The organism is Chromohalobacter nigrandesensis (assembly GCF_023061285.1).
GTDB lineage: Bacteria > Pseudomonadota > Gammaproteobacteria > Pseudomonadales > Halomonadaceae > Chromohalobacter > Chromohalobacter nigrandesensis.
In genome coordinates, this window is sequence record NZ_JAKGAM010000004.1 from 175,049 (window position 1) to 196,907 (window position 21,859).

The window sequence follows — 21,859 nt, forward strand, 5'->3', positions numbered from 1 at the left end:
CTTTGTACTTTCACCCTATATTGAACCTGATTATAAGCGTTGATAAACCCAAGCACTTTGACCGCTAGCGAGTTTGACGTTTATACGTCGATAACGCTCGCCAAGATGCTCGTACCGGTCCAGTTTTTTGAGTTCATCGTTTGTGACTGAAAGAGTATAGCCATCGACCTGCGCGTTCGCCGCGGGTGAAATATCCAACTCATCACGGGTATAACCGCGAAGCGTGGCGGGTGTCGCAGTACCGGCACGTCCCATGATTAACCAGCGGATCGGGGCATAACGCAGAGTGCCATAGACAAATACAGTATGGTGTTCGAGGCGACGATCCATGATTGGAGGGTTAGCGGGTGCTGCATAGCCATAGGGGCTCTGGAAGGCGTACCAAAGGTAGCCGACCCCGAGAACGATGACGAGTACGGCGGCAACCCCGATTCTATAGACCCAGCGCATTGGCATCTCCCGAGTTCTTGAAGTGCAAGGCTGTGTACGAGCGAAGTAGGGTGCCCATGTTTGCGCTTGCCGCCAGGGGCGGGAAGTGTGGCATTATCTCGTTAGCTTGGGAACCGTCAACGACATCCCGAGATCGTGGGCCATAGGAGAGCAAGCCAATGAGCCAGCACATGCGGGACGATCTATTTAGGCAAATGTTAGGGGAAGACGTTCAACCATTGACTAAAGGTCACGACAAGGCCGACGTCGAGCATTCCCCCACCGTTCCTTCTGAGGCTCAATTGGCTCGCCGTGCTCAGGCCGAGGCCGATGAGTCGGAGAGCAATTTCTTATCCGATGAGTTCGTCGAGCTGGTAGGGCCGGCCGACCCTATCGAGTATCGCCGCGATGGCATTCAACTCGGCGTTCTTGAGCGTTTGCGCCATGGCGGCTATGCCCCGGAAGCGTATTTGCACTTGCAAAAAAGGCCGCTTGAAGTATGTCGCCGCGAGCTGTTTCGGTTCATACGAGACGCGCGCGAGCACGACCTGCGTTGTGTGTTGATCGTGCATGGTCGTAGCAAGGAAGCTGAAGGGCAGGCGAATATCGCACGCTCCTACGTCGGCAAATGGCTGGCGCAGTTCGACGAGGTGCAAGCTTATGTCTCGGCGCATAAAAGCCACGGCGGCTTGGGTGCCACCTATGCCATGTTGCGCAAGTCGGAGCGTGCCCGCGCCAGAAATCGCGAACGCCAGCAGAAACGGCGGGGCTGATTACCTGCCTGTCGGAGAGCAAAAGCGAGGAAAAGGCCGACGTCGTTCTCGTTTGAGCGTGCGTCGGCCAGTGCCTGGCAGCGTTAGGCGCTTTCGCGCATACGCCGTCTGAACAGGGGCTCCGGCGTGTCGGTGCCGGGCTGGTAGCTGAGGCTGAACGTGTCCAGAGCGTTGAGTGCATCTTCGACGACTTGATCCTCGCGCAGCAAGAAGGCATCGAAGCCGCAGCGCGACATGTAATACAGTTGATCGATCAGGACGTCGCCGACCGCGCGAATCTGTCCCCGATACCCATGGCGCTCGCGAAGCTGACGCGCAATGCTGTAGCCACGGCCATCGGTGAACCTGGGAAAGTCGATGGCGATCAGCGGCGCGGCAAGTAGCTGCTCGGCGAGCTCGGGCGTAAGCTCGGTATCGCTGGCAAGCAACGGCGCGATGTCGTCGCCGGACGCTTCCTGCCACTCCACCAACGGGACGATGACCCGCCCGCTCTCGGGGCGTGGTGCATCTTCCTCGCAGAGTACCCATTCATCGTCCTCAACGCGGCGATTGGCGATCAGAGTGCGTGGCTGCTCAGGCATAGACATGCTCCTTGAAAGGCTTCAGGCCGATGCGGCGATAGGTATCGAGAAACGTCTCGTCGGGCGTGCGTTCGCCGACGTAGACCTTCAGTAGCTTGTCGATCACGTTGGTCACGTCTTCTCGGTAGAAAGACGGACCAAGAATTTTGCCCAGTGACGACTCGTTGCCCTGACTGCCGCCCAGTGAAATCTGGTAATACTCCTCGCCCTTCTTGTCGACGCCGAGAATACCGATATGCCCCACGTGGTGGTGACCGCAGGCATTCATGCAGCCGGAGATGTTGAGTTCCAGCGGCCCCAGATCATAGAGGAAGTCCAGATCTTCGAAGCGCTGCTGGATTTCCTGGGCAACGGGGATCGACTTGGCATTGGCCAGCGAGCAGTAATCGCCGCCTGGGCAGCAGATCAAATCGGCCAGGGTGCCTACGGTAGGATTCGCCATGCCCAGCGTCTCGAGGCGTTGCCAGAGTTCTTCCATGCGATCCACCGGCACATCGGTCAGCACTAGATTCTGCTCGTGCGTGACGCGCAGCTCGCCATAACTGAATTCGTCGGCCAGATCTGCAACGGCGGCCATGTCTTCAGAGGTCACATCGCCGGGTGAATGGTCGTGACGCTTGAGCGACAGCGTCACGGCCTTGTAACCGGGAACCTTGTGGTCGGTGACGTTGTTGGTCACGAAGCGAGCGAAGGTACGGTTTTCCCCGCGCAGGCGCTCGTAGGCCTGAATGGCGTCCTCGGTGACATCGCGACGGGGCGGCTCGACGAAGTGGCCGGCCACGGCGGAAATCGCCTCGTCGGTCAACGTCTGAGGGCCATCCTTGAGGTGGGCCCATTCTGCCTCGGTACGGCGTCGAAACTCGTCGATGCCCAGTGCCTTGACCAGAATCTTGATACGCGCCTTGAACTTGTTGTCGCGCCGGCCGTATTGGTTGTAGACGCGCAGGATCGCTTCGAGATACGTCAGCAGGTGTTGCCACGGCAGGTCGTCACAGATCACGGCGCCGATCATCGGCGTACGCCCCAGACCGCCGCCAACAAGTACCTTGACGCGCACGTCGCCGTCCTCGTTGCGCCAGAAGCGCAGGCCCACGTCGTGCACCTGGATGGCCGCGCGGTCTTCCTCGGCACCGGTCACGGCGATCTTGAACTTGCGCGGCAGATAGGCGAACTCGGGGTGAAAGGTCGACCACTGACGAATCAACTCACACCAAGGGCGCGGGTCGACGTCCTCGTCGCCGGCGATGCCGGAGAACTGATCGGTGGTGGTGTTACGGATATCGTTGCCGCTGGTCTGGATGGCATGCATTTGCACGCTCGCCAGATCGGCCAGGATGTCCGGCACGTCCTCGAGTTTCGGCCAGTTCAACTGCAGATTGGTGCGCGTGGTGAAATGACCATAGCCGCGATCGTAGCGTGCCGCGATCTCCCCCAGCTTGCGCAGCTGATAGGAGGCCAGCATGCCGTAAGGAATGGCAATACGCAGCATCGGCGCATAGCGCTGCACATAAAGGCCGTTCTGCACGCGCAGCGGCAGAAATTCTTCGTCGCTGATCTTGCCTTCGAGATAGCGGCGCATCTGGTCGCGGAACTGGGCGACGCGCTCGTCGACGAGCGTTTGGTCGTACGTGTCGTACCGATACATACAGGCGGTGTCCTGCTAGTCACATGGATTGCCGTAGCAGGGCACCTTACCCTGCCTTCTATATTCTTTGAAAGAATAAATAATAATAGCTTATTGCATTTATGTTATTAAAAAGGCCGTTCGATGGTATCTCTCATTCGGGATCGTAGGACAGAACGGGTGACAACCAACGTTCGAGCTCCTTCAATGGCATTTGCTTGCGCGCCGCCAGCGATTCGACCTGATCGCGTCCGATCTTGCCGGTAGAAAAGTATTTCGAGTGCGGATGGGAGAAGTACCAGCCTGAGACCGCCGCCGAAGGCCACATGGCGTAGTTGTCGGTCAGCTCGATGCCGGTCTTGGCGGTGGCATCCAGCAGCCGGAAGAGCGTGGCCTTCTCGGTATGGTCCGGGCAGGCGGGATAGCCGGGAGCAGGCCGAATGCCCTGGTACTTCTCGGCGATCAACGCGTCGTTGTCCAGGGTTTCATTGGGCACATACCCCCAGAATTCCTTGCGTACACGCTCGTGCATGCGTTCGGCGAAGGCTTCCGCAAGGCGATCGGCCAGGGCCTTGACCATGATGGCGTTGTAATCGTCGCCGGCCGCCTCGTATTGCTTTGCTAGCTCGTCCGCACCGTGCCCGGTGGTCACCGCGAAACCGCCGATCCAATCCTGCTTGCCGCTGGGCTCGCCGTTTTCCAGGTCACGCGGCGCGATGAAGTCGGCGAGGCTTTGGCAGACGCCGTCGCGGTTCTTGGTGGTCTGTTGGCGAATATGCTGCAGACGCTCGATCACCTCGCTGCGCGAAGTATCGGCATACACCTCGAGGCTATCGTCGTCGATGCTGTTGGCCGGCCACATGCCGATCACACCGCGCGCCGTTATGTGGCGTTCATCGACCAGCTTGTGAAGCATCGTCTGGGCATCGGCGAACAGGCTGCGGGCCGCCTCGCCGACGACCTTGTCCTCAAGAATCTTGGGGTACTTGCCGGACAACTGCCAGCTCATGAAAAAGGGCGTCCAGTCGATGCGCTCGACCAGTTCTTCCAAAGGATAATCGTCGAATACCTTGAGCCCGCTGAAGGTCGGTTCGGGCGGCGTGTAATCGGCCCAATCAAGAGCGGGACGGCGTTCGCGCGCCTCACTGTAAGTGAGGTCGGCAGCCTTGGGGCGACGCTTGGCATTGCGCTCGCGAACCTTGTCGTATTCCTCGCGGATCTCGGTGACATAGGCTTCCTTGAGCCCTGGCGAGAGCAGCTTGCCGGCCACGCCCACGGCCCGGGAGGCATCGGCAACATAGATCACCGGGTGCTCGTAGCCGGGTTCGATCTTGACGGCCGTATGTGCCTTGGAGGTCGTGGCGCCGCCGATCAGCAACGGGATATCGAAGTTCTGGCGCTGCATTTCCTTGGCCACGTGGACCATCTCGTCCAGCGACGGTGTGATCAGCCCGGAAAGACCGATGATATCGGCGTTATGCTCGCGCGCGGCGGCGAAGATCTTCTCCGCCGGTACCATCACGCCGAGGTCTATGACCTCGTAGTTGTTGCACTGCAGGACCACGCCGACGATGTTCTTGCCGATGTCATGCACGTCGCCCTTGACCGTGGCCATGACGATCTTGCCCTTGGCCTGTGTGCCCGCGCTCTTCTCGGCTTCGATGTAGGGGATGAGATAGGCGACCGCCTGTTTCATGACCCGCGCCGACTTGACCACCTGAGGCAGGAACATCTTGCCATCGCCGAACAGGTCGCCGACCACATTCATGCCATCCATCAACGGCCCTTCGATGACCTCGATGGGGCGCTCGGCACGTTGTCGGGCCAGTTCGGTGTCGTCCTCGATATACGCGGTAATGCCCTTGATCAGGGCATGCTCGATGCGTTTCTCGACTTCCCAGCTACGCCATTCCAGGTCTTCTTTCTTCTCGCCGCCACTGCCGTCGCCCTTGTATTTGTCGGCAATGTCGAGCAGGCGTTCCGTGCCGTCGTCGCGCCGGTTGAGCACCACGTCCTCGACGGCCTCGCGCAGTTCGGCGGGGAGATCGTCGTAGACCGCCAGTTGTCCGGCATTGACGATGCCCATGCTCAGGCCGGCCTTGATGGCGTGATAGAGGAATACCGAGTGGATCGCTTCACGCACCGCGTTGTTGCCGCGAAACGAGAACGAAACGTTGGAAACGCCGCCGGAAAGCATGGCGTGAGGTAGATGCTTGCGAATCCACTGCGAGGCTTCGATGAAGTCGACGGCGTAGTTGTTGTGCTCCTCGATGCCGGTGGCAATGGCGAAGATGTTGGGATCGAAGATGATGTCTTCGGCCGGGAAGCCGATATCATCGACCAGCAGGCGGTAGGCGCGCTCGCAAATCTGCGTCTTGCGCTGAAAGGTGTCCGCCTGGCCTTCTTCGTCGAAGGCCATGACCACGATGGCAGCCCCGTAGCGGCGGCAGGCCATGGCCTGGTGACGAAAGGCGTCTTCGCCTTCCTTGAGCGAGATCGAGTTGACCACCGACTTGCCCTGGACGCATTTGAGCCCCGCCTCGATGATCTCCCACTTCGAGGAGTCGAGCATGATCGGCACGCGCGAGATATCCGGCTCCGAGGCGATCAGGTTCAGGAAGCGCACCATGGCGTCCTGGGACTCGAGCATGCCCTCGTCCATGTTGATGTCGATGACCTGGGCGCCGTTCTCGACCTGCTCCAGCGCCACTTCGAGAGCGGTGGTGTAGTCCTCATCCTTGATCAAGCGCTTGAAGCGCGCCGACCCAGTGACGTTGGTACGCTCGCCGACGTTGACGAACAGCGAGTCCGCTTCGATGTTGAACGGCTCCAACCCTGCGAGACGGCAGGCCTTGGGACGCTCGACGACATGGCGGGGCGCCAGCTCGCGAACCGCCTCGCGAATGGCGGCAATATGCTCCGGGGCGGTACCGCAACAGCCGCCGATGATATTGACCATGCCGCTTTCGGCGAATTCACGCACGATCGCTGCCATTTCATCGGCGGTCTGATCGTATTCACCGAACTCGTTGGGCAGCCCCGCATTGGGGTGCGCCGAAACGAAGGTATCGGCCTTGTGGGAGAGTTCTTCGAGATAGGGCCGCAGTTCCGCCGCGCCGAGGGCGCAGTTGAGCCCCACGGACAGCGGTTGAGCATGGCGGATCGAGTTCCAGAACGCTTCGGTGGTCTGTCCGGAAAGCGTGCGCCCCGAGGCGTCGGTGATAGTGCCCGAGATCATCACCGGCCAACGTTCGCCGCGCGCCTCGAACAGCGTTTCGAGCGCATAGATGGCGGCCTTGGCGTTGAGCGTGTCGAAGATGGTCTCGATCATGAACAGGTCGACACCGCCGTCGATCAGGGCGTCGGCCGCCTCGTAGTAGTTGTCGAACAACTGATCGAACGTGACATTGCGCTTGGCAGGGTCGTTGACATCCGGTGAGAGTGACGCCGTGCGCGAGGTTGGCCCCAGCACGCCGGCGACATAGCGGGGCACGCCGGTTTCCGATCCCATCGCCTCGCAGACATCCTTGGCCAGGCGCGCCGCTTCGCGGTTGATCTCCGGCACCAGGGCCTGCATGCCGTAATCGGATTGCGACAATTGGGTGCTGTTGAAGGTGTTGGTCTCGACGATATCCGCGCCGGCTTCGAGATAGGCGCGATGAATGTCGCGTACCACATCGGGCCGGGTCAGCACCAACAAGTCATTGTTGCCCTTGAGATCGCTCGGCCAGTCAGCGAAGCGCTGTCCCCGGAAGTCGTCTTCATCCAGCTCGTAGCCCTGCAGCATGGTGCCCATGCCACCATCGAGGATCATGATGCGCCGTGCCAGCTGTTCATGGAGCGACGAGAACGAAGCGGCGAGTGTTAATGACGAAGCAGTGGCGGCAGGCATGTCAGCGTATTTCTCCAGCGGGATCCGAGCGATAGAACGAACGTCAGCGAGACAGACTCGAGGCCAATGTCACGCAGGCGGTATAAGAACCGGGGATGGTACCAGAAGCGCCGCAATGTGGGCAGTCGCCAAGACCCAGCAAAATACTCGGGATTGTGTCGGGCGACACTTTTTCATACCATGAAGGCAACATCTCAGGTAGAGAGTAACGTGTTATGAGCCAGCCCATCCAAATCACCGACAACGCTCAGGAATATCTTGCCGAGCTGTTGGCCAAGCAGAACGTCGAAGGCATCGCGGTGCGCATCTTCATCACCCAGCCGGGGACGCCATACGCCGAGACCTGTCTGGCTTACTGCCGGCCGGGTGAGGAAGAGCCGAGCGACGAAAGGCTCGACCTGGACAAGATCACGGTATATCTCGAGAAGAACAGCATCGCGTTTCTCGAAGAGGCAGTGGTTGACTTCAATGCGGACCGCATGGGCGGCCAGCTGACCATCAAGGCGCCCAATGCCAAGATGCCGCAGGTCAACGCCGACAGCCCGCTTGAGGATCGTGTCAATTACATTCTTTACAGCGAAATCAATCCCGGCCTGGCGGCGCATGGGGGTGAAGTTCGTCTGATACAGTTGACCGAGGAAAACTTCGCCGTGCTGCAGTTCGGCGGCGGTTGCCAAGGGTGCGCTGCGGTCGATATAACCCTTAAAGACGGGGTCGAGAAGACGCTGGTCGAGCGCATTCCCGAACTGGTCGGTATCCGTGACGTCACCGACCATACCGATGATACCAACGCCTATTATCGCTGATCGACGCTAGCCGCGACCACTCTTGGTTGCAACAGCTCTGAACCAGCCTCGAAAGCCCGCCATGTGCGGGCTTTCGTTATTTCGAAGGTTGCCGCCCGAGAAGCATCCGCGTTTCGGATTAGACGACGAAGGGCGGCAGTGGTAGGCGTGCCAGTTTTTCGCGCAGCTCCCGATTGATGGCGTGCTGCTGCTCGAGCTCGCGCTCCGCCCGCCGGTTGTCGCTTTGTATCTGCTGTAGCTGGCCCTGACTTTCCCGCAATTTGTTTTCCAATGCCTGCCGTTGCGTAGTTTCGCTGCGCGCTTTTTCTTCCAGTGCCGTGTAGTGGCGACGTTGCTCAGCGAGCTCTGTCTGCACACGCTCGAATTTCTGTTCCAGCGACGCAGCGTGTTTCTGGGCCTGCTTCTCGATATTCTGGCGTTCCTGACGCGCGTCATCGAGAAGCCCCATCAAGCGTGCTTCCGCCGCTTCGTGGCGCTGTTCTTCCTGTTGTAGCTGCGTTTGATGCTCACGTGAGAGCTCTGTCATGGCATCGCGGTGCTCGCTGCGAGCGGTTTCCAGGTGGCGCTGATGTTTCTGGCATTCCTCGTCGAGCTGCTGCACGCGCCGTGCCTGCTGGGTTTCCTGCTGATGGGCCGCTTGCAGCTCGCTTTGCGCGTTGGCCAGTTGCATCGTCTTTTCTTCCAGCCGTGCCTGGGCCTGCTCGAAATGCGTATTCAACGCTGCCAGGCGCTCCTCGGCGTCTGCGGCCTTGCGCGCGGCGGATTGGGCCTCGGTTTGCGCCTCTTCGACACGCTGATCGGCCTCCTGGCGATAATGTGCCAGCGACTCCGCCGCCAGCGCCTGGGCCTTTTCCCAGAGATCCGTCATCCATGCCTGCAGCGCCTCCGGCGGGGTATCGCTCGCCGTGACATCGCGGTTCCGCTCCCGCCGCAATCGCCATTCCCGCAAGTGATCGCTGATGGTCGTGAAGCTTCCCGTGCCCAGGATGTCGCGAATCTTCTGGACGGTGGGCGCGTCGTTTTGACGTAGCAGCGTATCGATCGCGCGCTGCACGTCCTCGTATTGAATGCCGTTGCGGGCCATGTCGAGTCCTCTGTACCGGGCGCCATACAGGGCGTTGGATTACTCTTCACAGCATACCTCGTTACCCGCAATTGGCCAATATTACATTAAACGTAATACGTAAAATACATTATGAAATTTCCAATAAATTCAAGATTACGCGCATTATCTTGAATTATTGGACGTAATATCGGAGACTCGCGGCAATAAAGACACAGAAGGCACCAGGCGTCATGCAGGACGAGCGAGGGCAGAAGCCGAAAGAACAGCAGGAAGGACGACTCGAGGCGATCATCGCCCTCGAAACCGGTATCGCCTCGGCGCCGCCAGAAGCGACGCCGAGAGAGGTTGGGAGCGAGATCGAGGGCCAGCGCGCGAGGCGTAGTGCACATATCTCGGCGCGTACCGATGTGGACGCCATCGCACTCTGGTTGCGCGAATTCGAGTCGAGCCCCCAGACATGGCGCGCCTATCGCAAGGAAGCCGAGCGCTTGCTGTTGTGGCTTCAGCGGCGTGGCGAAGGGTTGGGAGACATACGCCGTGACACACTGGATGCTTACGAACGATTCCTGGCCGACCCGCAACCGGCATCACGCTGGGTAGGGCCGTCGCGTCCACGTGCCGATTTGAATTGGCGGCCATTCCGGCAGCCATTATCGGCGGCCAGTCGACGTCAGTCTTTGGTCATTCTGCAAGGCATGTTCGCCTGGCTAGTCGAGGCGGGATGGCTCGAGCACAATCCGTTTCGGCTGATGCGCGACAAACGTCGGCGCATGGACAATCGCAGCGAACGTATCGAGCGTTATCTCGAGCGAGCGCTATGGCAGCGCTTCTGGGCGTGGTTGCAAACGCCGCCGTCACCGCAGGCCGGTGACGGCGCCTATTATCGTTGGGCACGGCGGCGTTTCTTGTTCGGCTTTGCTTACCTGCTGGCACCGCGACTCGGTGAAGTGGCTCAGGCGCGCATGGGCGACTTCATCCAGCGCGAAGGGCGCTGGTGGTGGCGGGTCGTGGGGAAGGGCGACAAGCTTGCCGAGGTACCGGTGCCACCGGACATGATGACGCTGCTCGCGGAGTGGCGAATGACGCTGGGCGTGTCACCGCAGCCTGAACCCGACGACACCACGCCGTTGCTGCGCGCACTGGATGGCCGGCGCGGGGTAGGGGATAACCAGCTCTATCGGCTGATTCGCGAGACATTTCGGGCGGGGTACCAAGCTCTTGACGACCTGCCTGAGCCCACGCGCGCGCCGCTACAAAAGGCTACTCCCCACTGGCTGCGCCACACTGCCTTGACCCATCAGGCGCAGGCCGGCGTGGAGTTGCGCTATCTGGCGCATACCGCCCGCCATGCGCGCCTGGATACCACCGCGCGCTACCTGCACGCCGAGGCTGAAGAGTGGCATCGTCAATTGGCACATCACCGGCTCACGGACGCCGACACGCATGATGATGGCACGTTATAATGGGTGATCGATTTGCGAGGAGGGCGCATGACAGCACGCGAAGCACAAGCCGAACTGGCAGATGAGTTCGCCATATTCGATAACTGGATGGATCGCTACCAGTACATCATCGACATGGGCAAGCAGTTGCCGGCATTCCCTGAGTCGTTGAAAAGCGACGACACCAAGATTCAGGGATGTCAGTCCAATGTCTGGATTCACGACCGCCTGGAGGATGGCCGGCTGCATTTCGATGCAACCTCCGACGCCGCCATCGTTTCGGGGTTGATCGCCGTACTGCTGCGGATCTACAACGACCGGCCCCCCAGTGAGATTCAGGCGACGCCGCCGGACTTCCTGGGCGAGCTTGGCCTCGACAAGCATTTGTCGCCGACACGCAGCAATGGGCTGCATGCCATGCTCGATCGTATCTATACGGTGGCCAAGCAAGCCGCCTAGCTTGGCTGAAGGGTGAGTTGCTGGAAAAGTGGAGGGCCGTCAGTGTGTATCGGAACGCTCGTGGTCGGCGCAAGAGCCACAGTCGCCTGGTCCGGGCGGCACGGGGTCGACGCCGCCGGGATGACCGGGATGACATTTCAGAATCCGCTTGAGCGCCAGCCAACTGCCTTTCAGCGGGCCATGGATCTGGATGGCCTCCACTGCATATTGCGAGCAGCTGGGCCAGAAGCGGCAGCGCGGGCCGAGCAAAGGGCTGATAACGTATTGATAGCCGCGTAGCAGCCCGATCATGAGGCCCGAAAGGCACTTGCCGAGAAGGCGACGCATGGCTAACGCTGGTCGTAGAGCTCGGCGGGATCGATCAGCGGGGCGCTGTCGATTTCCGCCGTTTCCTGGCCCAGCGCGATGTAGAAGCAACTGCGCCGCCCGGTGTGGCACGCAGGGCCTTGCTGATCGACGCTCAGCAGCAGAGTATCGCCGTCGCAGTCGAGATGTGCCGCCACTAGACGTTGAACCTGCCCGGAGGATTCGCCCTTGCGCCACGGCTTGCCACGCGAGCGGGACCAGTAGCAGACACGCCCGGTCGCCAGCGTTTCCTCCAGCGCGGCCCGGTTCATCCACGCCATCATCAACACCTCGCCGCTCTCATGCTGCTGCGCAATGGCGGGAATCAGCCCGTCATCGTTCCAGCGCGCGGCGTCGAGCAGGGCGCTCGTCGATTCGTGCCTGCCTTGCGCGGCCGGCTCGAGTTGCTTGTAGAGATCGGTCATGGCATGTCGTCGCTTTGGCATGGATGAGTTAAGCGGATACTTGCTCGGTGCACGATGCACACAAGCCCAGCAGTTCGATAGTTTGGCGCTCGATCCGGTAGCCTTGTTGACGGGCTATCTGGGTCAGTTGCTCGTTGACGTCGTCGAGGTGCAATTCGTCTACACGCCCGCACGAACGGCATATCAGTAACTGAAAGCCATGTACGTGCTCGGGGCAGGGACAGGCGACATAGGCATTGAGCGACTCGATGCGATGCACCAGGCCTTGCTCGATGAGAAACTCCAGCGCGCGATAAATGGTTGGAGGGCGCGCCGAGGCATGCTCTGTGGCAAGACGGTCGAGCAGGTCATAGGCCTTGAGGCCGCCAGGCGAGGTGGCGATCATTTCCAGGACACGTCGCCGTATCGGGGTGAAGCGCGCACCGTGCTTTTGGCACTGGCGTTCCGCCTGAGTCAGTAGTGCATGGGGGTCGAGCATCGCAACACCATCGTTCTCGGTAGTGCGGAGCATTCTACGCCGTTGCCCCGGACGGGGCCAGACGCGCTCCGGCTCCCGCGCTCGATCATGCAGAACTGGCCAGTTCTCCCTCGCGTGCGAAATGTTGCTGCGCGAAGGCGACACGTGCCTCGACCGAACGTGTCTCGGCCTGCTTCTCGATCAGATCCAGGCGCCGTCTTAGCCCTTCGCCATTGGCCATCTGAATGGCCAGCCCCGGGCGCGCATTGAGCTCGAGCAGCATCGGGCCATGATGGCGGTCGAGCACCATATCGGTACCCAGATAACCGAGCCCGGTCATTTCATAGCAACTGGCGGCCAGATGGAGTAGGGCATCCCAGCCTGGAACGTACAGTGAAGCCAGGCCGTGGCCGGTGTCGGGATGGTCTTCGCGGGGGCGATTGAACTGCACGCCTCGCAAGGCCGCCCCCGTGGTGATGTCGAGTCCCACGCCAACCGCGCCCTGGTGCAGGTTGGCCTTGCCATCCGATGCCGCCGTGGAAAGGCGCATCATCGCCATGACCGGATATCCGCGGAAGATGATGACGCGGATATCGGGCACGCCTTCGTAGGTGTACGCGGCAAAGACTTCGTCGAAGGCGATCAATGACTCGATCACGGCGACATCGGGTGTGCCGCCCAGCGAATAAAGACCGGACAGAATATTGGAGACGTGTCGTTCCAGGTCCACGCGCTCGATACGGGTGCCACTGGGCTTGATGTAACCACCATCCTGTTGGCGCTCGACGACGAGAATGCCCTTGCCGCCACTGCCTTTGGCGGGCTTGATGACGAAACCGGGCGCGTCTTTCACCATCTCGACGACGCGCTTTACATCGAACTGCGTGCTCACGGTGCCGATCAAGTCCGGCGTGGTGATGCCGTGGCGCTTGGCCAGAAGCTTGGTCTGCAGCTTGTCATCGACCAGGGGGTAGAGCCGACGATCGTTATAGCGGCCGATGTAGCGTATGTTGCGGCGATTCATGCCGATGACGCCCTTGGCCTGCAACTTGGCTGGAGTCGCCCACATGTCAGTCATCCTTCGCCAAGGGCTGGAAGCGTCGCAATTCCAGCAAACGATACCCGGTATAATTCCCCAGCAACAAAATCATGGCCATGAGAATCAACTGCACACCCAGGAAGTTGAAGGTGATGTGGCGCACCCAGGGGTTGTTCATGGCCAGGTAGGCCAATACAGCGGTCAGCAGGCTGCCGAAGCCTTGCTTGAGGACTTCCTTGGGGCCTTCTTCCTCCCACAGGATCGACATCCGTTCGATGGTCCACGAAAGAATGATCATCGGGAAGAAGGTGATGGTCAGTCCTGCATTAAGACCGAAGCGATACGCCATGACCGAGAATAACGAAATGATGGCGATGACCGTGATGATCACCGCCGACACTCGCGCCACCAGTAATAGATTGAGCCTTGATAGATAGCTGCGAATCACCAGGCCTACGGCAACGACGAGCAGAAAACCGATTAAACCGGTAATCAAGGTCGTCTGGATAAAGGCCAGGGCGATCAATACCGGCATGAAGGTGCCGGAAGTCTCGAGTCCTACGAGAACACGCAGCAGCACGACCACCAGCGCCCCGATGGGAATCAACAGGATCGTCTTGAAGAGTGCCTGTTCCTCGATGGGCAAGCTGTGAATGGAGAAGTTAAGTAGGGTGTCGTCGGTAAACTGATTGCGCACCGCGACCGATGCCGGCTCGTTATGGCGCAGCATCGAGAAACTCACGCGAGAGTCGCTGCCGCCCTGGACTTCGAGCACGGCATTGCCATTACGCTCCCACAACAGGAGGTTGTCGGGTTTGCCTTGCTGTCCCGTGCGAGGGTTGATCAGCACCCACTCGTCGTTTTCGAATACTTGCAGCCACGGGGTCAGCGACTGTCGACGACGGCCGTCTTCCAACGTTAAGCCATTGACGATCCGGGCATGAACGTCGGCTTGATTGAGCAAGCGCGTCAGCAATACAGGGCGCTCGTATTGAGAGAGCAGGAGTCGGGCGTTTTCTCCCTGGCGTTGATCGGTGAATTCCTTGATCAACTCGCGCGTGAATGTGAAGGCATCCGCCGAGCGTTCATGTGCTTGATCGATGACTTCTCGGGCAGCCGTGTCATAGGGCCGCTCCCAGCCTATATCGCGTTGCAATGCCGGGGGCTCGGCCAGAAACTCTTCTTCGCCATCGGTTACCAGAAGTTGAGCCGAGTAATAAAGCTGCTGAGGCCCATTGGCTTGACGGATGGCCCACTGCGCATGGCGTGCCTTGTCGTCACGCAGATACGACAGACCGAATCCCGAGGAAGCGGTGTTTTCCGTCAGCAGGCGGAAGCCTGGCTGATTGGAGGGAAGGGCAAGATCGACTCTGACGGGGCCGTTATCGGCATCGAAATTGACCTGTGCCTCGACTTCCCATATCTGCCGTTGCTCGCCCGGCATGAAGGGAACTTCGTAGTTAAAATGCCGGAAGATGGTCAATACGATACCGATGAGCAGCAAGGCGCCGACCAACAGGTAAAAGGGCACTCGAGACATGCATTATCCTTGTCGACAAGGCGGCGTCGCCGTGACGCCGTCCACTAAGGTTATCGAGATGCGCCATGGAAGGGCGCCGGCTCAGCGAGTTTCTTCCTCGCTATCGTTGTCCTGCTGATCCTTTGCCGCTTCTGCCGCGCTCTCGCCACCGGGATATTCCGGCCGCGGATGAATGTAGGCCTGGCTGACGTCGATCAGCGCAATGTCCATGAGGAAGCGCCGGCCCAACAAGACGGGATAATCGAGATGCGAGCGGTCGTTGAGCGTGAACTCGACGCGTTGCTTGAGGGGCCCCAGGGTCATCAGCAAACTGATCACGGGGCGGCTATCGGTACCTGATGCCTGAATGATCTTGACGCGACGTGTCACCGGCGCCTCGATCACGTCGTCACGCATACCGTCGACGGCTGGCTCATCATCTTCGAGTGCCAGCTTGAAACGCACCCAGCTTTCGCCATCGCGTTCGAACTCCGTCACGTCATGCGCCGAGAGCGAGGAGGTATTGGCACCGGAATCTACACGAGCCTTGAGATAGGTGCCAACCGTGGGAAAGCCGACCCATTCGTTGCGCCCCAGCATTTCCTTGCTGGCAGTATCGCTGCGCTCGACGGGACACGTGGTCACCACGCGTGGTTCTTGACCGATATTCTCGACATCGGCGCGTAAGTGCCGCAGCAGCTTGCCATTAGCCCGTACATTGTCACCGATGCGTTGTGCGCGTTCGGCTTGAACACGTAACAGCTCGGTTTGAGTCGAGCAGCGTAGCGCCAGGTTGTTTTCTAGGCTCTCGAGACGTTGGTTGAAAGCCGTCTCGGTCAAGTCGTCGGCGGGCTGGGTCACTTGCGGTGAGACGCAACCTGCGAGCGTCAGCACACCAAGGCACAAAGCGGAAAGAAATAACGAGCGGGAGTGCATAGCATCTTCCTGTCGCGGGCCATCTTGGCAACGCATTGAAACGAAACGAGAGGGCGTAGAACTCAGACGCCAGAATATCAGACGCCAGAACAAAATCGCGCTTGATCATACGGAGTTGGTTGCAGGGATGTCCATTACTGACACAAGATAAAACATGGTATTTAACATAATATATATTATGCGAACTCAGGGCCTTATCTTTGTCACTCAATGGCGTCCCACCTTTGATGTTTATTTTGGTGATTTTCGTCATCTCTTTGTTACGTCTTTTCCGCGCGTCTTTACGTTTTCCCGCCGCTGGGCATTGCGCCCGGCGTTTATAACGTTTTTATACGCGGGAAACCTATCAATATGAAAAATCAATCTAAGATGATCGACCTCGATACCATGTTCGGCGCGGTGTCGGTGTCCGTCGATGAGGCCGTTCGCATCCTGGGCGTGCATCCCAAAACCGCCGAGCGTTGGGCGCGCGGTGCGCAGACGATCAGCCGCGAGCGCGCGGCGCTGCTGGCGATCCTGAGCGGTCAGGTGGTACCCATGCCAGAATGGCACGGGTTTAGGTTTGAGGTGCGACGCGGGCCGACGCCGCGTTACCGGCCTTATGCGGTCCTCATCGACCCGTGGGGACGCGAATGGGGACCGGCGTCGTTCGCGCCGGATATCCAGCCGCGCCAGCGGCGTGCGGCGCGGGCATGGTGGCGGCGTTCGTCAGAATAACCGCCCTTGGGTGCCGCGCTTGGCGCGGCGCCCTTTGCCTTTGGTGTTGACGATCTTGCCGCCCTTGCGAAACTTGAACCCCTTTTTGAGCCGTCCGCAGGCGTTGAGCGCGTCTTTCTTGCTAGCCATTTTTCATTTCCTGTCGTAACTCCTGGGCGATTTCGAGGCGACTGACGCGCGTCGTGAGCCGCATCATATACAGCCCCATGGCGAGAATGCCGAGATTGCCCCCGGCATTGATGGCCTCGATCAGTGTGCCGTCCGTCATACAAACGCCCCGATCAGTGAGGTGAACACGTCAGGCGGCAGGAATTGCCCGGTAAAGATGCCCAGGATCCCCGAAAGCGCAATTCCCGCGCCCTTTTTCTGGCTGTCGTTGAGTTTCATAGCGTCGAGAATCCTCCGTTATCAAAGCGATTTTGTACTTCGTCCGGCGTCATGCTGGGGCCGTCATACTCCCAGCTATCGCCCCAGGTGCTTAGCTTGATGGTGCCTTCGGTCAGGTCGCCGAATGAGGTCTTCCACCATGCCTTGTTGGCCGTTTCGGTGACGCTGGGCATGCCCCGCACCCCTTTATAGAGGCGGTATCCTACATAGGCCGCGCCGCCGATCATGGCGAGCTGGCCTAGGGTGCTGGCGTTCTTGAGTGTGCTTGCGATGCTCATGCCATTTTGACCCCGCGTTTAATCAGTGCCGTGGCGTAGGGCTGCTGACCGTTTTCGTGCTCGATGATCGCGGCGATCAGCGGGACGCGCACGGCGGGCTTGGTAATGTCGAGCGGCGCATCGGGCGACGCGCCGACCTCCTCGGCGACGTGTTCGATATAGCTACTGGTGTCGTTCTCGGTGCTGGGTGCCCAGCGATTGATGACGCCGCGCACGGTGTTGATGCCGTGTTTGCGGTAGTAGGTATCGAGCACGCGGGCGAGCGCGCGGATGCCGTAGACCGGCTCCACGAAGCGCAGAAACCGGCCATCGTTGCGCGGGCTGTCGAGTCCCTGCCAGTTGGTGCCGGTGTCCTCGATATTGCCGGGATTGTTGTTGCGGATGCCGCGTGGCTCCCATGTCGTCACGTCAAAACCTCCTAACCAGTCGAGTACCCCGCCGCTCTCGGTGTCGGTGTCCGGCTGGGGTGTGGTGTCATAATCGGGCGCCCAGGGAATGCCGGATTCCCCGAGCCCCCCGGTGGTGGTGCCGCCGCTGGTGTTGTTGCTGGACGGCAGGGGCTGGCGTGGCGTAACGAGATACCAGCCCACGCCGCCGAGCATCAGCACCGCCGCGAGGCGTCGCATCACGCGGCCCCCGTGGCGTCCGTGGTGGTGTCGTCTGCCGCCGCTGCCTCGGCGTCGAGCCGGGCCTGATGCTGGGCGTCGGCGTCGGCGAAAATGGCGTCGATGGCGTCGCTCGTTTCGTCGTCGATCAGGAGTTCGCGCCCGGCGAACGGCTGGCGCTCGAGCCAGCGGTAATCGCCCTCGACTCCGACGAAGGCCACATCGTCGGGGAGTGCGCTGGTATCCACGGGATAACTGTTCATCAGGTCGACGAAGGCCAGCCCGGCCTCTGCGATGATTTGGCGTGTCGGTGTCATAGTGCCCCCTATTTGAGTTTCATCACCCAGCGCCCGGCGATGCTGGGTTGCATGTTGTTGTGTGCGGCGTTGCCGCCGCGCTGGCCGATGCTGATGGTGTGCGAGTGATTGCCGTTGCCGTTGATGTTCAGGCTGTGCGAGTGGTTGCCGTTGCTGTTGATATTCAGGCTGTGCGAGTGGTTGCCGGCGTATGAGGTGTTTTGTGACTTTTCTTCAACGTCGCCAGTCGACCCGCCCCCTAAATCATGTTCGTAGCCAACATTATTTAGGACTTTCCCCATAGAGTGCCGGTGATTGCCGGTGGTGCTGGTGTTCCCCGAGTGCCCGTGGTAGCCCTTGGTATTGGTGCTGCCTGAGTGCCCGTGATGGCCGTTGGTGCTGGCGCTCGCACCGTGGTCGTGGCTGGGCATTTCGTCGGTGCCCAGCGTGTGGGTATCGGCCCCACCGCCCTGACCGGGCGTCTGCGCCCAGGTGTCGCCGACACGCCCGGCCCCCTCGTCGGTGCCCACCGGGGTGCGCCCCCGGTAGTCGGGCAGCGTGTCGCCATACATGGTTTTGACCTGGGTCGAGGCCCAGGCCGGCATGTCCGAGCCATCGAGCAAGACGGTGTTTTTCGGGAGCTGGGCGAGTGGTAGATGCAGTGGCACGCCCACGGGGAGCCCGCCGCCACCTGCGGGAATGAGCCGTGCCATTAGATGACCTCCGCGACGTGCAACACGTCGCCACTGTCGCCGATGATGTCGATCGCGCCGGTGATGTCGAGTTCGAAGGTATCGCCCGGCTGGATCGGCAGCCCCGCAATCGCCAGGTTATCGCCGTTGTCGGCGCTGGCCCGCATAACAAGCTGACGGCGTGCGGGGTTGTCGGGGATCGTCTCGCCTCCGGCGATGTCGCCCACGGCGCGCAGCGTGGCGGCGGGTGCCGGGGCCACGGCCCCGCTCATGCGGGCCGACTCGAATTCCCCGAGGCCGACGATCACCACCACGCGGCGCGCAATCTCGCTCTCATTGCGAAAACGGATGGTGGTAAACGCCCGGATGCGTGCGCCCTCGCCCTCGCGCACGGTGAGCGAGTCCCCGGCGTCGGTGATGGCGCGCACGGTGGCCCCATCGGCGTCTAGCACCCGGAAGTAATCCCCGTTCATCTGGACGGGCACCTCGCTACCGGGCTCGATGCTCAAGACGTAATCGCGTAATTGACCGGTTGCCATGTCTTATCCTCGTTTCGATGCCCAGGCGATGCCGACCAGCGCCACGGATGCGAAGGCGGCAACATAAATGACGGTTTTGGTCGCGTCGCCCGCATTGCCGACCTGCTCGCGCTGGGTATAGTCGCTGACAAAATCCATGGCGCGCTGGGTGCCGTTTTCCCCGGCCTGCGCGACCTCGCGGGCGAGCTGTTGCATGCCGGTTAGGGCGTCACCTGCCAATCCCAGGGAGTCGCTATTGACGCCATCGGCAAAGTCGAGCGAGTCGCGATTGACGCTATCGGCCATATCGAGCGAGTCGACGTTGATGCCCTCGGCAAATTCGAGCGAGTCGCGGTTAATGTCGCGGCTCGTCTGAGCGATCTCGTCGGCCAGGTCGAAGGCGCCATCGCTCATCTCGGCGGCATTGCCGGTGATTTCCTTGGTGCCCGATTCCAGGGCCTTGGCGATGTTGTCGAGCGTCACCGCGTCGGCGCGCTGGACCAGGACGCGGTTGCCCTTGCCGTAGACGTTCGCGCCCTCGGCCTGCTGGCTGACGTTCGTGGTGTTATAGGTTTTATCGCTGCTGCTGCTACTGCTACCGCCGCCCATATCGGTACACCCGTTCAGATTCGTGGAATCCCAGGCGGGACAACATGCGTCCCAGCGCCGGGCGCTTGGTATGGAACCGGACGGACCAGCCCCAACGGTCGGCGGTGTCACAGAGCGCGGCCACCTTGGCCGGAGCGTCCTCGCCCGCCCCGGCCACGATCACCAGCTCGGGTGCCTGCGTGGCGTACTCTTCGAGGCGCACGACGATACGGGATCCATCGGGGTACGCGAGCAGCGTGGCGCGGCCCGCGTTCACCTCGTCGATGACAATATCGGCATCGTCGCCCATCGCCGGGGACAGGGTTTCGATGTCCTCGGCGGTCATTTCTTCCAGACCTTGAGGCCAACGAGCCCGACCACGCCGATGATCGCGACCATCTTCCAGTCGATGCCGTTATCCTTGCGCACCCGTGAGCCGCTGGCGTAGAAGTCGCCAACGCTCAGGCCCAGCCCTTGCGTGTCGCCATAGTTCCCGGCGCTCGACGGCCCCGCGCTACCACCCGACCCGCTGAAGCTCATTGGAGGCATTGCCATGTCGCGAGCCCCTTACTTGATGAGATAGAACGCGAGCAACACCACACCCCCGGCGATCAGCAATTGCCCGCCGCTCAGGTTGCCGGGTAGCCCCGCCATGGCGGCGGTGTTGGGCTGCTGCCGGTTGCCGCTGGGCGTCTGCGTCGTGGTGCGCTCATAAGCCTGTGAATCGCCGGTACTCTCGGCGATGCCCTTGGCCTTCTCGAAGTTGATCCAGGTGTTGAGGCCGTCGCCTAGCACGTCGTTGACGCCGCCGAAAATGCCCTTGGCCTGCTCGAAAAAACCGCCGTCACCGTAGTTGATGCCGTCGTTGCTGTAGTCGGTGGCCGTCTCGGAACTGAGAACGTCGCCGAATAGGCCCCCGCTCCCGCTGGTGTAATCTGTTAGCGCCATGCGACCCCCTTAGATGCCGTTGTAGCCGTCCAAGTACTCGACCAGGACTGTGACCGCGCCCGGCGTGTCCAGGGTCAGGCGGAAACGCTGGTCCTGAATGTTTCGCGGGCTGGTGTCGATGGTCTGGCCCAGGTCGCCTTCCTGCAGCCAATCGACGGCCAGATACCCGCCCTGCGGCTTGCGCCCGGCTTCCTTCTGCATGTACTGCAATAGGCCTTTGTCGCCCTCCACGATCTTGCGTGAATTCTGCTCGACCTCGACGCGGCTAATATCGTCGTCGGCCTTGAAGAAATGCACGGCGGCGATGCGCGGTCCCTTGGGAATGTTGTCGATCTCGAAGGTGCCGGATGTGGCGCTTGAGTAGACAAACCGCTTGAGCTTGTTCATCACACCCAGGGGCTTGGGGGATGACTGCACCGCGCGGGCGTCGATGCTGGGGTTGGTCGCATCGGCGTGGATGTCGATTTCGAGCTGGAGCGTTTGCACTACGCCCTTGCCGTTGAGGCCCGTGCCGAGGCCGGTGACGCGCTGTTGTTCCAGGGCGTTCATTTCCGGGCGCACAAACCAGATCGTAACGAAGCCGGCTTCGTCGTGACGCCCGTAGTAGCTGTTGATGCTGGCGAGCTGCGCGGCGCTTTCGTACTCGATCACCGGCTTGCCGTCGATCAAGAGACGAATATCCTTCATCTGCTCACGGGTCACGCCGCTAGTGCGTAGCACCAGCTTTTCGTAGGTGCGGCCCAACGGCATGTTGAGCGTGGCGGTGCCGCCTGCGGTGACGTTGGCAAGCGAGGGCATGCGGACAATCTGACGCATCGTGTTTTCTCCTATCCTGTGGGGTTACTTGCCGCCGCTGACGATCTTCGCGGCGGTGTTCAGCCCCGCTTTTTTCATGCCGTAGACCGCAAGGCCGATCACCACGGCGCTTGTGAGAGTCGATACAACAATCGTCATATCCAGGTTGTCGGTGTACTTCTCGACGTAATCGCCCATGTCTGTTTCCTGCTGTTCGTTGATGACGAAAAAAGCCCCCGTGC

The 21,859-nt window shown here is 60.7% G+C and carries 30 protein-coding genes; 5 read left to right on the forward strand and 25 right to left on the reverse strand.

Going from position 1 to position 21,859, the window contains the following annotated elements; genetic code table 11:
• Window positions 1-30: 30 nt before the first annotated feature.
• Window positions 31-450, reverse strand: coding sequence for a gamma-glutamylcyclotransferase family protein (locus L1073_RS07665; protein ID WP_246898138.1), 420 nt, complete (start codon window positions 448-450; stop codon window positions 31-33).
• 158 nt (window positions 451-608) lie between these two features.
• Between L1073_RS07665 and smrA the strand changes: the two genes are divergently transcribed.
• A complete protein-coding gene (smrA, locus tag L1073_RS07670) occupies window positions 609-1,202 on the forward strand; it encodes a DNA endonuclease SmrA (protein WP_246898140.1) in 594 nt (197 codons plus the stop codon).
• An 83-nt stretch (window positions 1,203-1,285) separates the two neighbouring features.
• Here smrA and L1073_RS07675 read toward each other — a convergent pair whose 3' ends face one another.
• From L1073_RS07675 to metH, 3 genes are all read right to left on the reverse strand, one after another.
• On the reverse strand, window positions 1,286-1,783 hold the full coding sequence (locus tag L1073_RS07675; RefSeq protein WP_246898142.1) for a DUF934 domain-containing protein: 498 nt from the start codon (window positions 1,781-1,783) through the stop codon (window positions 1,286-1,288).
• Window positions 1,776-3,428, reverse strand: a complete 1,653-nt coding sequence (locus tag L1073_RS07680) for a nitrite/sulfite reductase (protein ID WP_246898143.1) — start codon at window positions 3,426-3,428, stop codon at window positions 1,776-1,778. The genes L1073_RS07675 and L1073_RS07680 overlap by 8 nt, the downstream gene beginning before the upstream one ends.
• A 133-nt stretch (window positions 3,429-3,561) precedes the next feature.
• Window positions 3,562-7,299, reverse strand: a complete 3,738-nt coding sequence (gene metH, locus L1073_RS07685) for a methionine synthase (RefSeq protein WP_246898145.1) — start codon at window positions 7,297-7,299, stop codon at window positions 3,562-3,564.
• Between the two features lie 215 nt (window positions 7,300-7,514).
• Here metH and nfuA point away from each other — a divergent pair, with 215 nt between their 5' ends.
• Window positions 7,515-8,105 carry a Fe-S biogenesis protein NfuA gene (gene nfuA, locus L1073_RS07690; RefSeq protein ID WP_246898147.1) on the forward strand — a complete coding sequence of 197 codons (591 nt, stop codon included), beginning with the start codon at window positions 7,515-7,517 and terminating at the stop codon, window positions 8,103-8,105.
• 118 nt (window positions 8,106-8,223) lie between these two features.
• Here nfuA and L1073_RS07695 read toward each other — a convergent pair whose 3' ends face one another.
• Entirely contained in the window at window positions 8,224-9,189 is a 966-nt protein-coding gene (locus L1073_RS07695) for a DNA-binding protein (RefSeq protein WP_246898149.1), read from the reverse strand.
• 212 nt (window positions 9,190-9,401) lie between these two features.
• Here L1073_RS07695 and L1073_RS07700 point away from each other — a divergent pair, with 212 nt between their 5' ends.
• Window positions 9,402-10,634 carry a tyrosine-type recombinase/integrase gene (locus L1073_RS07700; RefSeq protein WP_246898151.1) on the forward strand — a complete coding sequence of 411 codons (1,233 nt, stop codon included), beginning with the start codon at window positions 9,402-9,404 and terminating at the stop codon, window positions 10,632-10,634.
• A gap of 27 nt (window positions 10,635-10,661) precedes the next feature.
• Complete coding sequence (locus tag L1073_RS07705) at window positions 10,662-11,072, forward strand: SufE family protein (protein ID WP_246898152.1); 411 nt, start codon at window positions 10,662-10,664, stop codon at window positions 11,070-11,072.
• A gap of 39 nt (window positions 11,073-11,111) precedes the next feature.
• Here the strand turns inward: L1073_RS07705 and yidD are convergent, their stop codons facing one another.
• The 6 genes from yidD to L1073_RS07735 form a co-directional block, all read right to left on the reverse strand.
• Window positions 11,112-11,399 carry a membrane protein insertion efficiency factor YidD gene (gene yidD / locus L1073_RS07710; RefSeq protein WP_246898154.1) on the reverse strand — a complete coding sequence of 96 codons (288 nt, stop codon included), beginning with the start codon at window positions 11,397-11,399 and terminating at the stop codon, window positions 11,112-11,114.
• 2 nt (window positions 11,400-11,401) lie between these two features.
• Window positions 11,402-11,842 (reverse strand): phosphoribosyl-AMP cyclohydrolase, encoded by a 441-nt coding sequence (gene hisI / locus L1073_RS07715; protein ID WP_246898156.1) that lies wholly within the window; start codon window positions 11,840-11,842, stop codon window positions 11,402-11,404.
• Between the two features lie 28 nt (window positions 11,843-11,870).
• A complete protein-coding gene (locus L1073_RS07720; protein ID WP_246898158.1) occupies window positions 11,871-12,320 on the reverse strand; it encodes a transcriptional repressor in 450 nt (149 codons plus the stop codon).
• An 85-nt stretch (window positions 12,321-12,405) separates the two neighbouring features.
• Window positions 12,406-13,368, reverse strand: a complete 963-nt coding sequence (locus tag L1073_RS07725) for an alpha-L-glutamate ligase-like protein (RefSeq protein ID WP_246898160.1) — start codon at window positions 13,366-13,368, stop codon at window positions 12,406-12,408.
• A 1-nt stretch (window position 13,369) separates the two neighbouring features.
• Window positions 13,370-14,878 (reverse strand): inactive transglutaminase family protein, encoded by a 1,509-nt coding sequence (locus L1073_RS07730; protein WP_246898162.1) that lies wholly within the window; start codon window positions 14,876-14,878, stop codon window positions 13,370-13,372.
• Between the two features lie 81 nt (window positions 14,879-14,959).
• Window positions 14,960-15,793 (reverse strand): ATP-dependent zinc protease family protein, encoded by an 834-nt coding sequence (locus tag L1073_RS07735; protein ID WP_246898164.1) that lies wholly within the window; start codon window positions 15,791-15,793, stop codon window positions 14,960-14,962.
• Between the two features lie 351 nt (window positions 15,794-16,144).
• Here L1073_RS07735 and L1073_RS07740 point away from each other — a divergent pair, with 351 nt between their 5' ends.
• Window positions 16,145-16,510: a hypothetical protein gene (locus L1073_RS07740; RefSeq protein WP_246898166.1), complete on the forward strand. Its 366-nt coding sequence runs from the start codon at window positions 16,145-16,147 to the stop codon at window positions 16,508-16,510.
• On the opposite strand, the gene L1073_RS07745 is transcribed toward L1073_RS07740, so the two are convergent.
• Genes L1073_RS07745 through L1073_RS07805 form a run of 14 tightly spaced genes read right to left on the reverse strand, consistent with a single transcriptional unit; the run spans window position 16,502 to window position 21,815 of the window.
• Entirely contained in the window at window positions 16,502-16,639 is a 138-nt protein-coding gene (locus tag L1073_RS07745) for a hypothetical protein (protein ID WP_246898168.1), read from the reverse strand. The genes L1073_RS07740 and L1073_RS07745 overlap by 9 nt on opposite strands.
• Window positions 16,632-16,778: a hypothetical protein gene (locus tag L1073_RS07750; RefSeq protein ID WP_246898170.1), complete on the reverse strand. Its 147-nt coding sequence runs from the start codon at window positions 16,776-16,778 to the stop codon at window positions 16,632-16,634. The genes L1073_RS07745 and L1073_RS07750 overlap by 8 nt, the downstream gene beginning before the upstream one ends.
• Window positions 16,775-16,897 carry a hypothetical protein gene (locus L1073_RS17215; protein WP_281506020.1) on the reverse strand — a complete coding sequence of 41 codons (123 nt, stop codon included), beginning with the start codon at window positions 16,895-16,897 and terminating at the stop codon, window positions 16,775-16,777. Before L1073_RS17215 ends, L1073_RS07750 begins: the two co-directional genes overlap by 4 nt.
• Window positions 16,894-17,175, reverse strand: a complete 282-nt coding sequence (locus L1073_RS07755) for a hypothetical protein (RefSeq protein ID WP_246898172.1) — start codon at window positions 17,173-17,175, stop codon at window positions 16,894-16,896. Before L1073_RS07755 ends, L1073_RS17215 begins: the two co-directional genes overlap by 4 nt.
• A complete protein-coding gene (locus L1073_RS07760; protein WP_246898174.1) occupies window positions 17,172-17,804 on the reverse strand; it encodes a hypothetical protein in 633 nt (210 codons plus the stop codon). The genes L1073_RS07755 and L1073_RS07760 overlap by 4 nt, the downstream gene beginning before the upstream one ends.
• Window positions 17,801-18,097, reverse strand: coding sequence for a hypothetical protein (locus L1073_RS07765; RefSeq protein WP_246898175.1), 297 nt, complete (start codon window positions 18,095-18,097; stop codon window positions 17,801-17,803). Before L1073_RS07765 ends, L1073_RS07760 begins: the two co-directional genes overlap by 4 nt.
• An 8-nt stretch (window positions 18,098-18,105) precedes the next feature.
• Entirely contained in the window at window positions 18,106-18,789 is a 684-nt protein-coding gene (locus L1073_RS07770) for a hypothetical protein (protein ID WP_246898177.1), read from the reverse strand.
• The gene (locus tag L1073_RS07775; protein WP_246898179.1) at window positions 18,789-19,307 is read right to left on the reverse strand and encodes a hypothetical protein; all 519 of its coding nucleotides are present in this window, start codon (window positions 19,305-19,307) and stop codon (window positions 18,789-18,791) included. The genes L1073_RS07770 and L1073_RS07775 overlap by 1 nt, the downstream gene beginning before the upstream one ends.
• Window positions 19,308-19,310: 3 nt before the next feature.
• Window positions 19,311-19,895, reverse strand: a complete 585-nt coding sequence (locus L1073_RS07780; RefSeq protein ID WP_246898181.1) for a hypothetical protein — start codon at window positions 19,893-19,895, stop codon at window positions 19,311-19,313.
• Window positions 19,882-20,220 carry a hypothetical protein gene (locus L1073_RS07785; RefSeq protein WP_246898182.1) on the reverse strand — a complete coding sequence of 113 codons (339 nt, stop codon included), beginning with the start codon at window positions 20,218-20,220 and terminating at the stop codon, window positions 19,882-19,884. The genes L1073_RS07780 and L1073_RS07785 overlap by 14 nt, the downstream gene beginning before the upstream one ends.
• Window positions 20,217-20,429 (reverse strand): hypothetical protein, encoded by a 213-nt coding sequence (locus L1073_RS07790; RefSeq protein ID WP_246898183.1) that lies wholly within the window; start codon window positions 20,427-20,429, stop codon window positions 20,217-20,219. Before L1073_RS07790 ends, L1073_RS07785 begins: the two co-directional genes overlap by 4 nt.
• A gap of 12 nt (window positions 20,430-20,441) precedes the next feature.
• Window positions 20,442-20,822, reverse strand: a complete 381-nt coding sequence (locus tag L1073_RS07795) for a hypothetical protein (protein WP_246898185.1) — start codon at window positions 20,820-20,822, stop codon at window positions 20,442-20,444.
• A gap of 9 nt (window positions 20,823-20,831) precedes the next feature.
• On the reverse strand, window positions 20,832-21,638 hold the full coding sequence (locus L1073_RS07800) for a major capsid protein P2 (protein ID WP_246898187.1): 807 nt from the start codon (window positions 21,636-21,638) through the stop codon (window positions 20,832-20,834).
• A 24-nt stretch (window positions 21,639-21,662) separates the two neighbouring features.
• On the reverse strand, window positions 21,663-21,815 hold the full coding sequence (locus L1073_RS07805; RefSeq protein WP_246898188.1) for a hypothetical protein: 153 nt from the start codon (window positions 21,813-21,815) through the stop codon (window positions 21,663-21,665).
• Between the last annotated feature and the right edge of the window lie 44 nt (window positions 21,816-21,859).

Excerpts from the sequence above, each read along its gene's own strand:
- L1073_RS07750 (WP_246898170.1), bottom strand. The coding sequence starts at position 16,778 with ATGACGGACGGCACACTGATCGAGGCCATCAATGCCGGGGGCAATCTC.
- L1073_RS07665 (WP_246898138.1), bottom strand. The coding sequence starts at position 450 with ATGCGCTGGGTCTATAGAATCGGGGTTGCCGCCGTACTCGTCATCGTT.
- L1073_RS07790 (WP_246898183.1), bottom strand. The coding sequence starts at position 20,429 with ATGGCAATGCCTCCAATGAGCTTCAGCGGGTCGGGTGGTAGCGCGGGG.
- L1073_RS07785 (WP_246898182.1), bottom strand. The coding sequence starts at position 20,220 with ATGACCGCCGAGGACATCGAAACCCTGTCCCCGGCGATGGGCGACGAT.
- L1073_RS07780 (WP_246898181.1), bottom strand. The coding sequence starts at position 19,895 with ATGGGCGGCGGTAGCAGTAGCAGCAGCAGCGATAAAACCTATAACACC.
- smrA (WP_246898140.1), top strand. The coding sequence starts at position 609 with ATGAGCCAGCACATGCGGGACGATCTATTTAGGCAAATGTTAGGGGAA.
- L1073_RS07765 (WP_246898175.1), bottom strand. The coding sequence starts at position 18,097 with ATGACACCGACACGCCAAATCATCGCAGAGGCCGGGCTGGCCTTCGTC.
- L1073_RS07700 (WP_246898151.1), top strand. The coding sequence starts at position 9,402 with ATGCAGGACGAGCGAGGGCAGAAGCCGAAAGAACAGCAGGAAGGACGA.
- L1073_RS07735 (WP_246898164.1), bottom strand. The coding sequence starts at position 15,793 with ATGCACTCCCGCTCGTTATTTCTTTCCGCTTTGTGCCTTGGTGTGCTG.
- L1073_RS07770 (WP_246898177.1), bottom strand. The coding sequence starts at position 18,789 with ATGGCACGGCTCATTCCCGCAGGTGGCGGCGGGCTCCCCGTGGGCGTG.
- L1073_RS07730 (WP_246898162.1), bottom strand. The coding sequence starts at position 14,878 with ATGTCTCGAGTGCCCTTTTACCTGTTGGTCGGCGCCTTGCTGCTCATC.
- L1073_RS07680 (WP_246898143.1), bottom strand. The coding sequence starts at position 3,428 with ATGTATCGGTACGACACGTACGACCAAACGCTCGTCGACGAGCGCGTC.
- L1073_RS07800 (WP_246898187.1), bottom strand. The coding sequence starts at position 21,638 with ATGCGTCAGATTGTCCGCATGCCCTCGCTTGCCAACGTCACCGCAGGC.
- nfuA (WP_246898147.1), top strand. The coding sequence starts at position 7,515 with ATGAGCCAGCCCATCCAAATCACCGACAACGCTCAGGAATATCTTGCC.
- hisI (WP_246898156.1), bottom strand. The coding sequence starts at position 11,842 with ATGACCGATCTCTACAAGCAACTCGAGCCGGCCGCGCAAGGCAGGCAC.
- L1073_RS17215 (WP_281506020.1), bottom strand. The coding sequence starts at position 16,897 with ATGAAACTCAACGACAGCCAGAAAAAGGGCGCGGGAATTGCGCTTTCG.
- L1073_RS07705 (WP_246898152.1), top strand. The coding sequence starts at position 10,662 with ATGACAGCACGCGAAGCACAAGCCGAACTGGCAGATGAGTTCGCCATA.
- L1073_RS07675 (WP_246898142.1), bottom strand. The coding sequence starts at position 1,783 with ATGCCTGAGCAGCCACGCACTCTGATCGCCAATCGCCGCGTTGAGGAC.
- L1073_RS07745 (WP_246898168.1), bottom strand. The coding sequence starts at position 16,639 with ATGGCTAGCAAGAAAGACGCGCTCAACGCCTGCGGACGGCTCAAAAAG.
- yidD (WP_246898154.1), bottom strand. The coding sequence starts at position 11,399 with ATGCGTCGCCTTCTCGGCAAGTGCCTTTCGGGCCTCATGATCGGGCTG.
- L1073_RS07805 (WP_246898188.1), bottom strand. The coding sequence starts at position 21,815 with ATGGGCGATTACGTCGAGAAGTACACCGACAACCTGGATATGACGATT.
- L1073_RS07740 (WP_246898166.1), top strand. The coding sequence starts at position 16,145 with ATGAAAAATCAATCTAAGATGATCGACCTCGATACCATGTTCGGCGCG.
- L1073_RS07775 (WP_246898179.1), bottom strand. The coding sequence starts at position 19,307 with ATGGCAACCGGTCAATTACGCGATTACGTCTTGAGCATCGAGCCCGGT.
- L1073_RS07725 (WP_246898160.1), bottom strand. The coding sequence starts at position 13,368 with ATGTGGGCGACTCCAGCCAAGTTGCAGGCCAAGGGCGTCATCGGCATG.
- L1073_RS07720 (WP_246898158.1), bottom strand. The coding sequence starts at position 12,320 with ATGCTCGACCCCCATGCACTACTGACTCAGGCGGAACGCCAGTGCCAA.
- L1073_RS07795 (WP_246898185.1), bottom strand. The coding sequence starts at position 20,822 with ATGGCGCTAACAGATTACACCAGCGGGAGCGGGGGCCTATTCGGCGAC.
- metH (WP_246898145.1), bottom strand. The coding sequence starts at position 7,299 with ATGCCTGCCGCCACTGCTTCGTCATTAACACTCGCCGCTTCGTTCTCG.
- L1073_RS07755 (WP_246898172.1), bottom strand. The coding sequence starts at position 17,175 with ATGAGCATCGCAAGCACACTCAAGAACGCCAGCACCCTAGGCCAGCTC.
- L1073_RS07695 (WP_246898149.1), bottom strand. The coding sequence starts at position 9,189 with ATGGCCCGCAACGGCATTCAATACGAGGACGTGCAGCGCGCGATCGAT.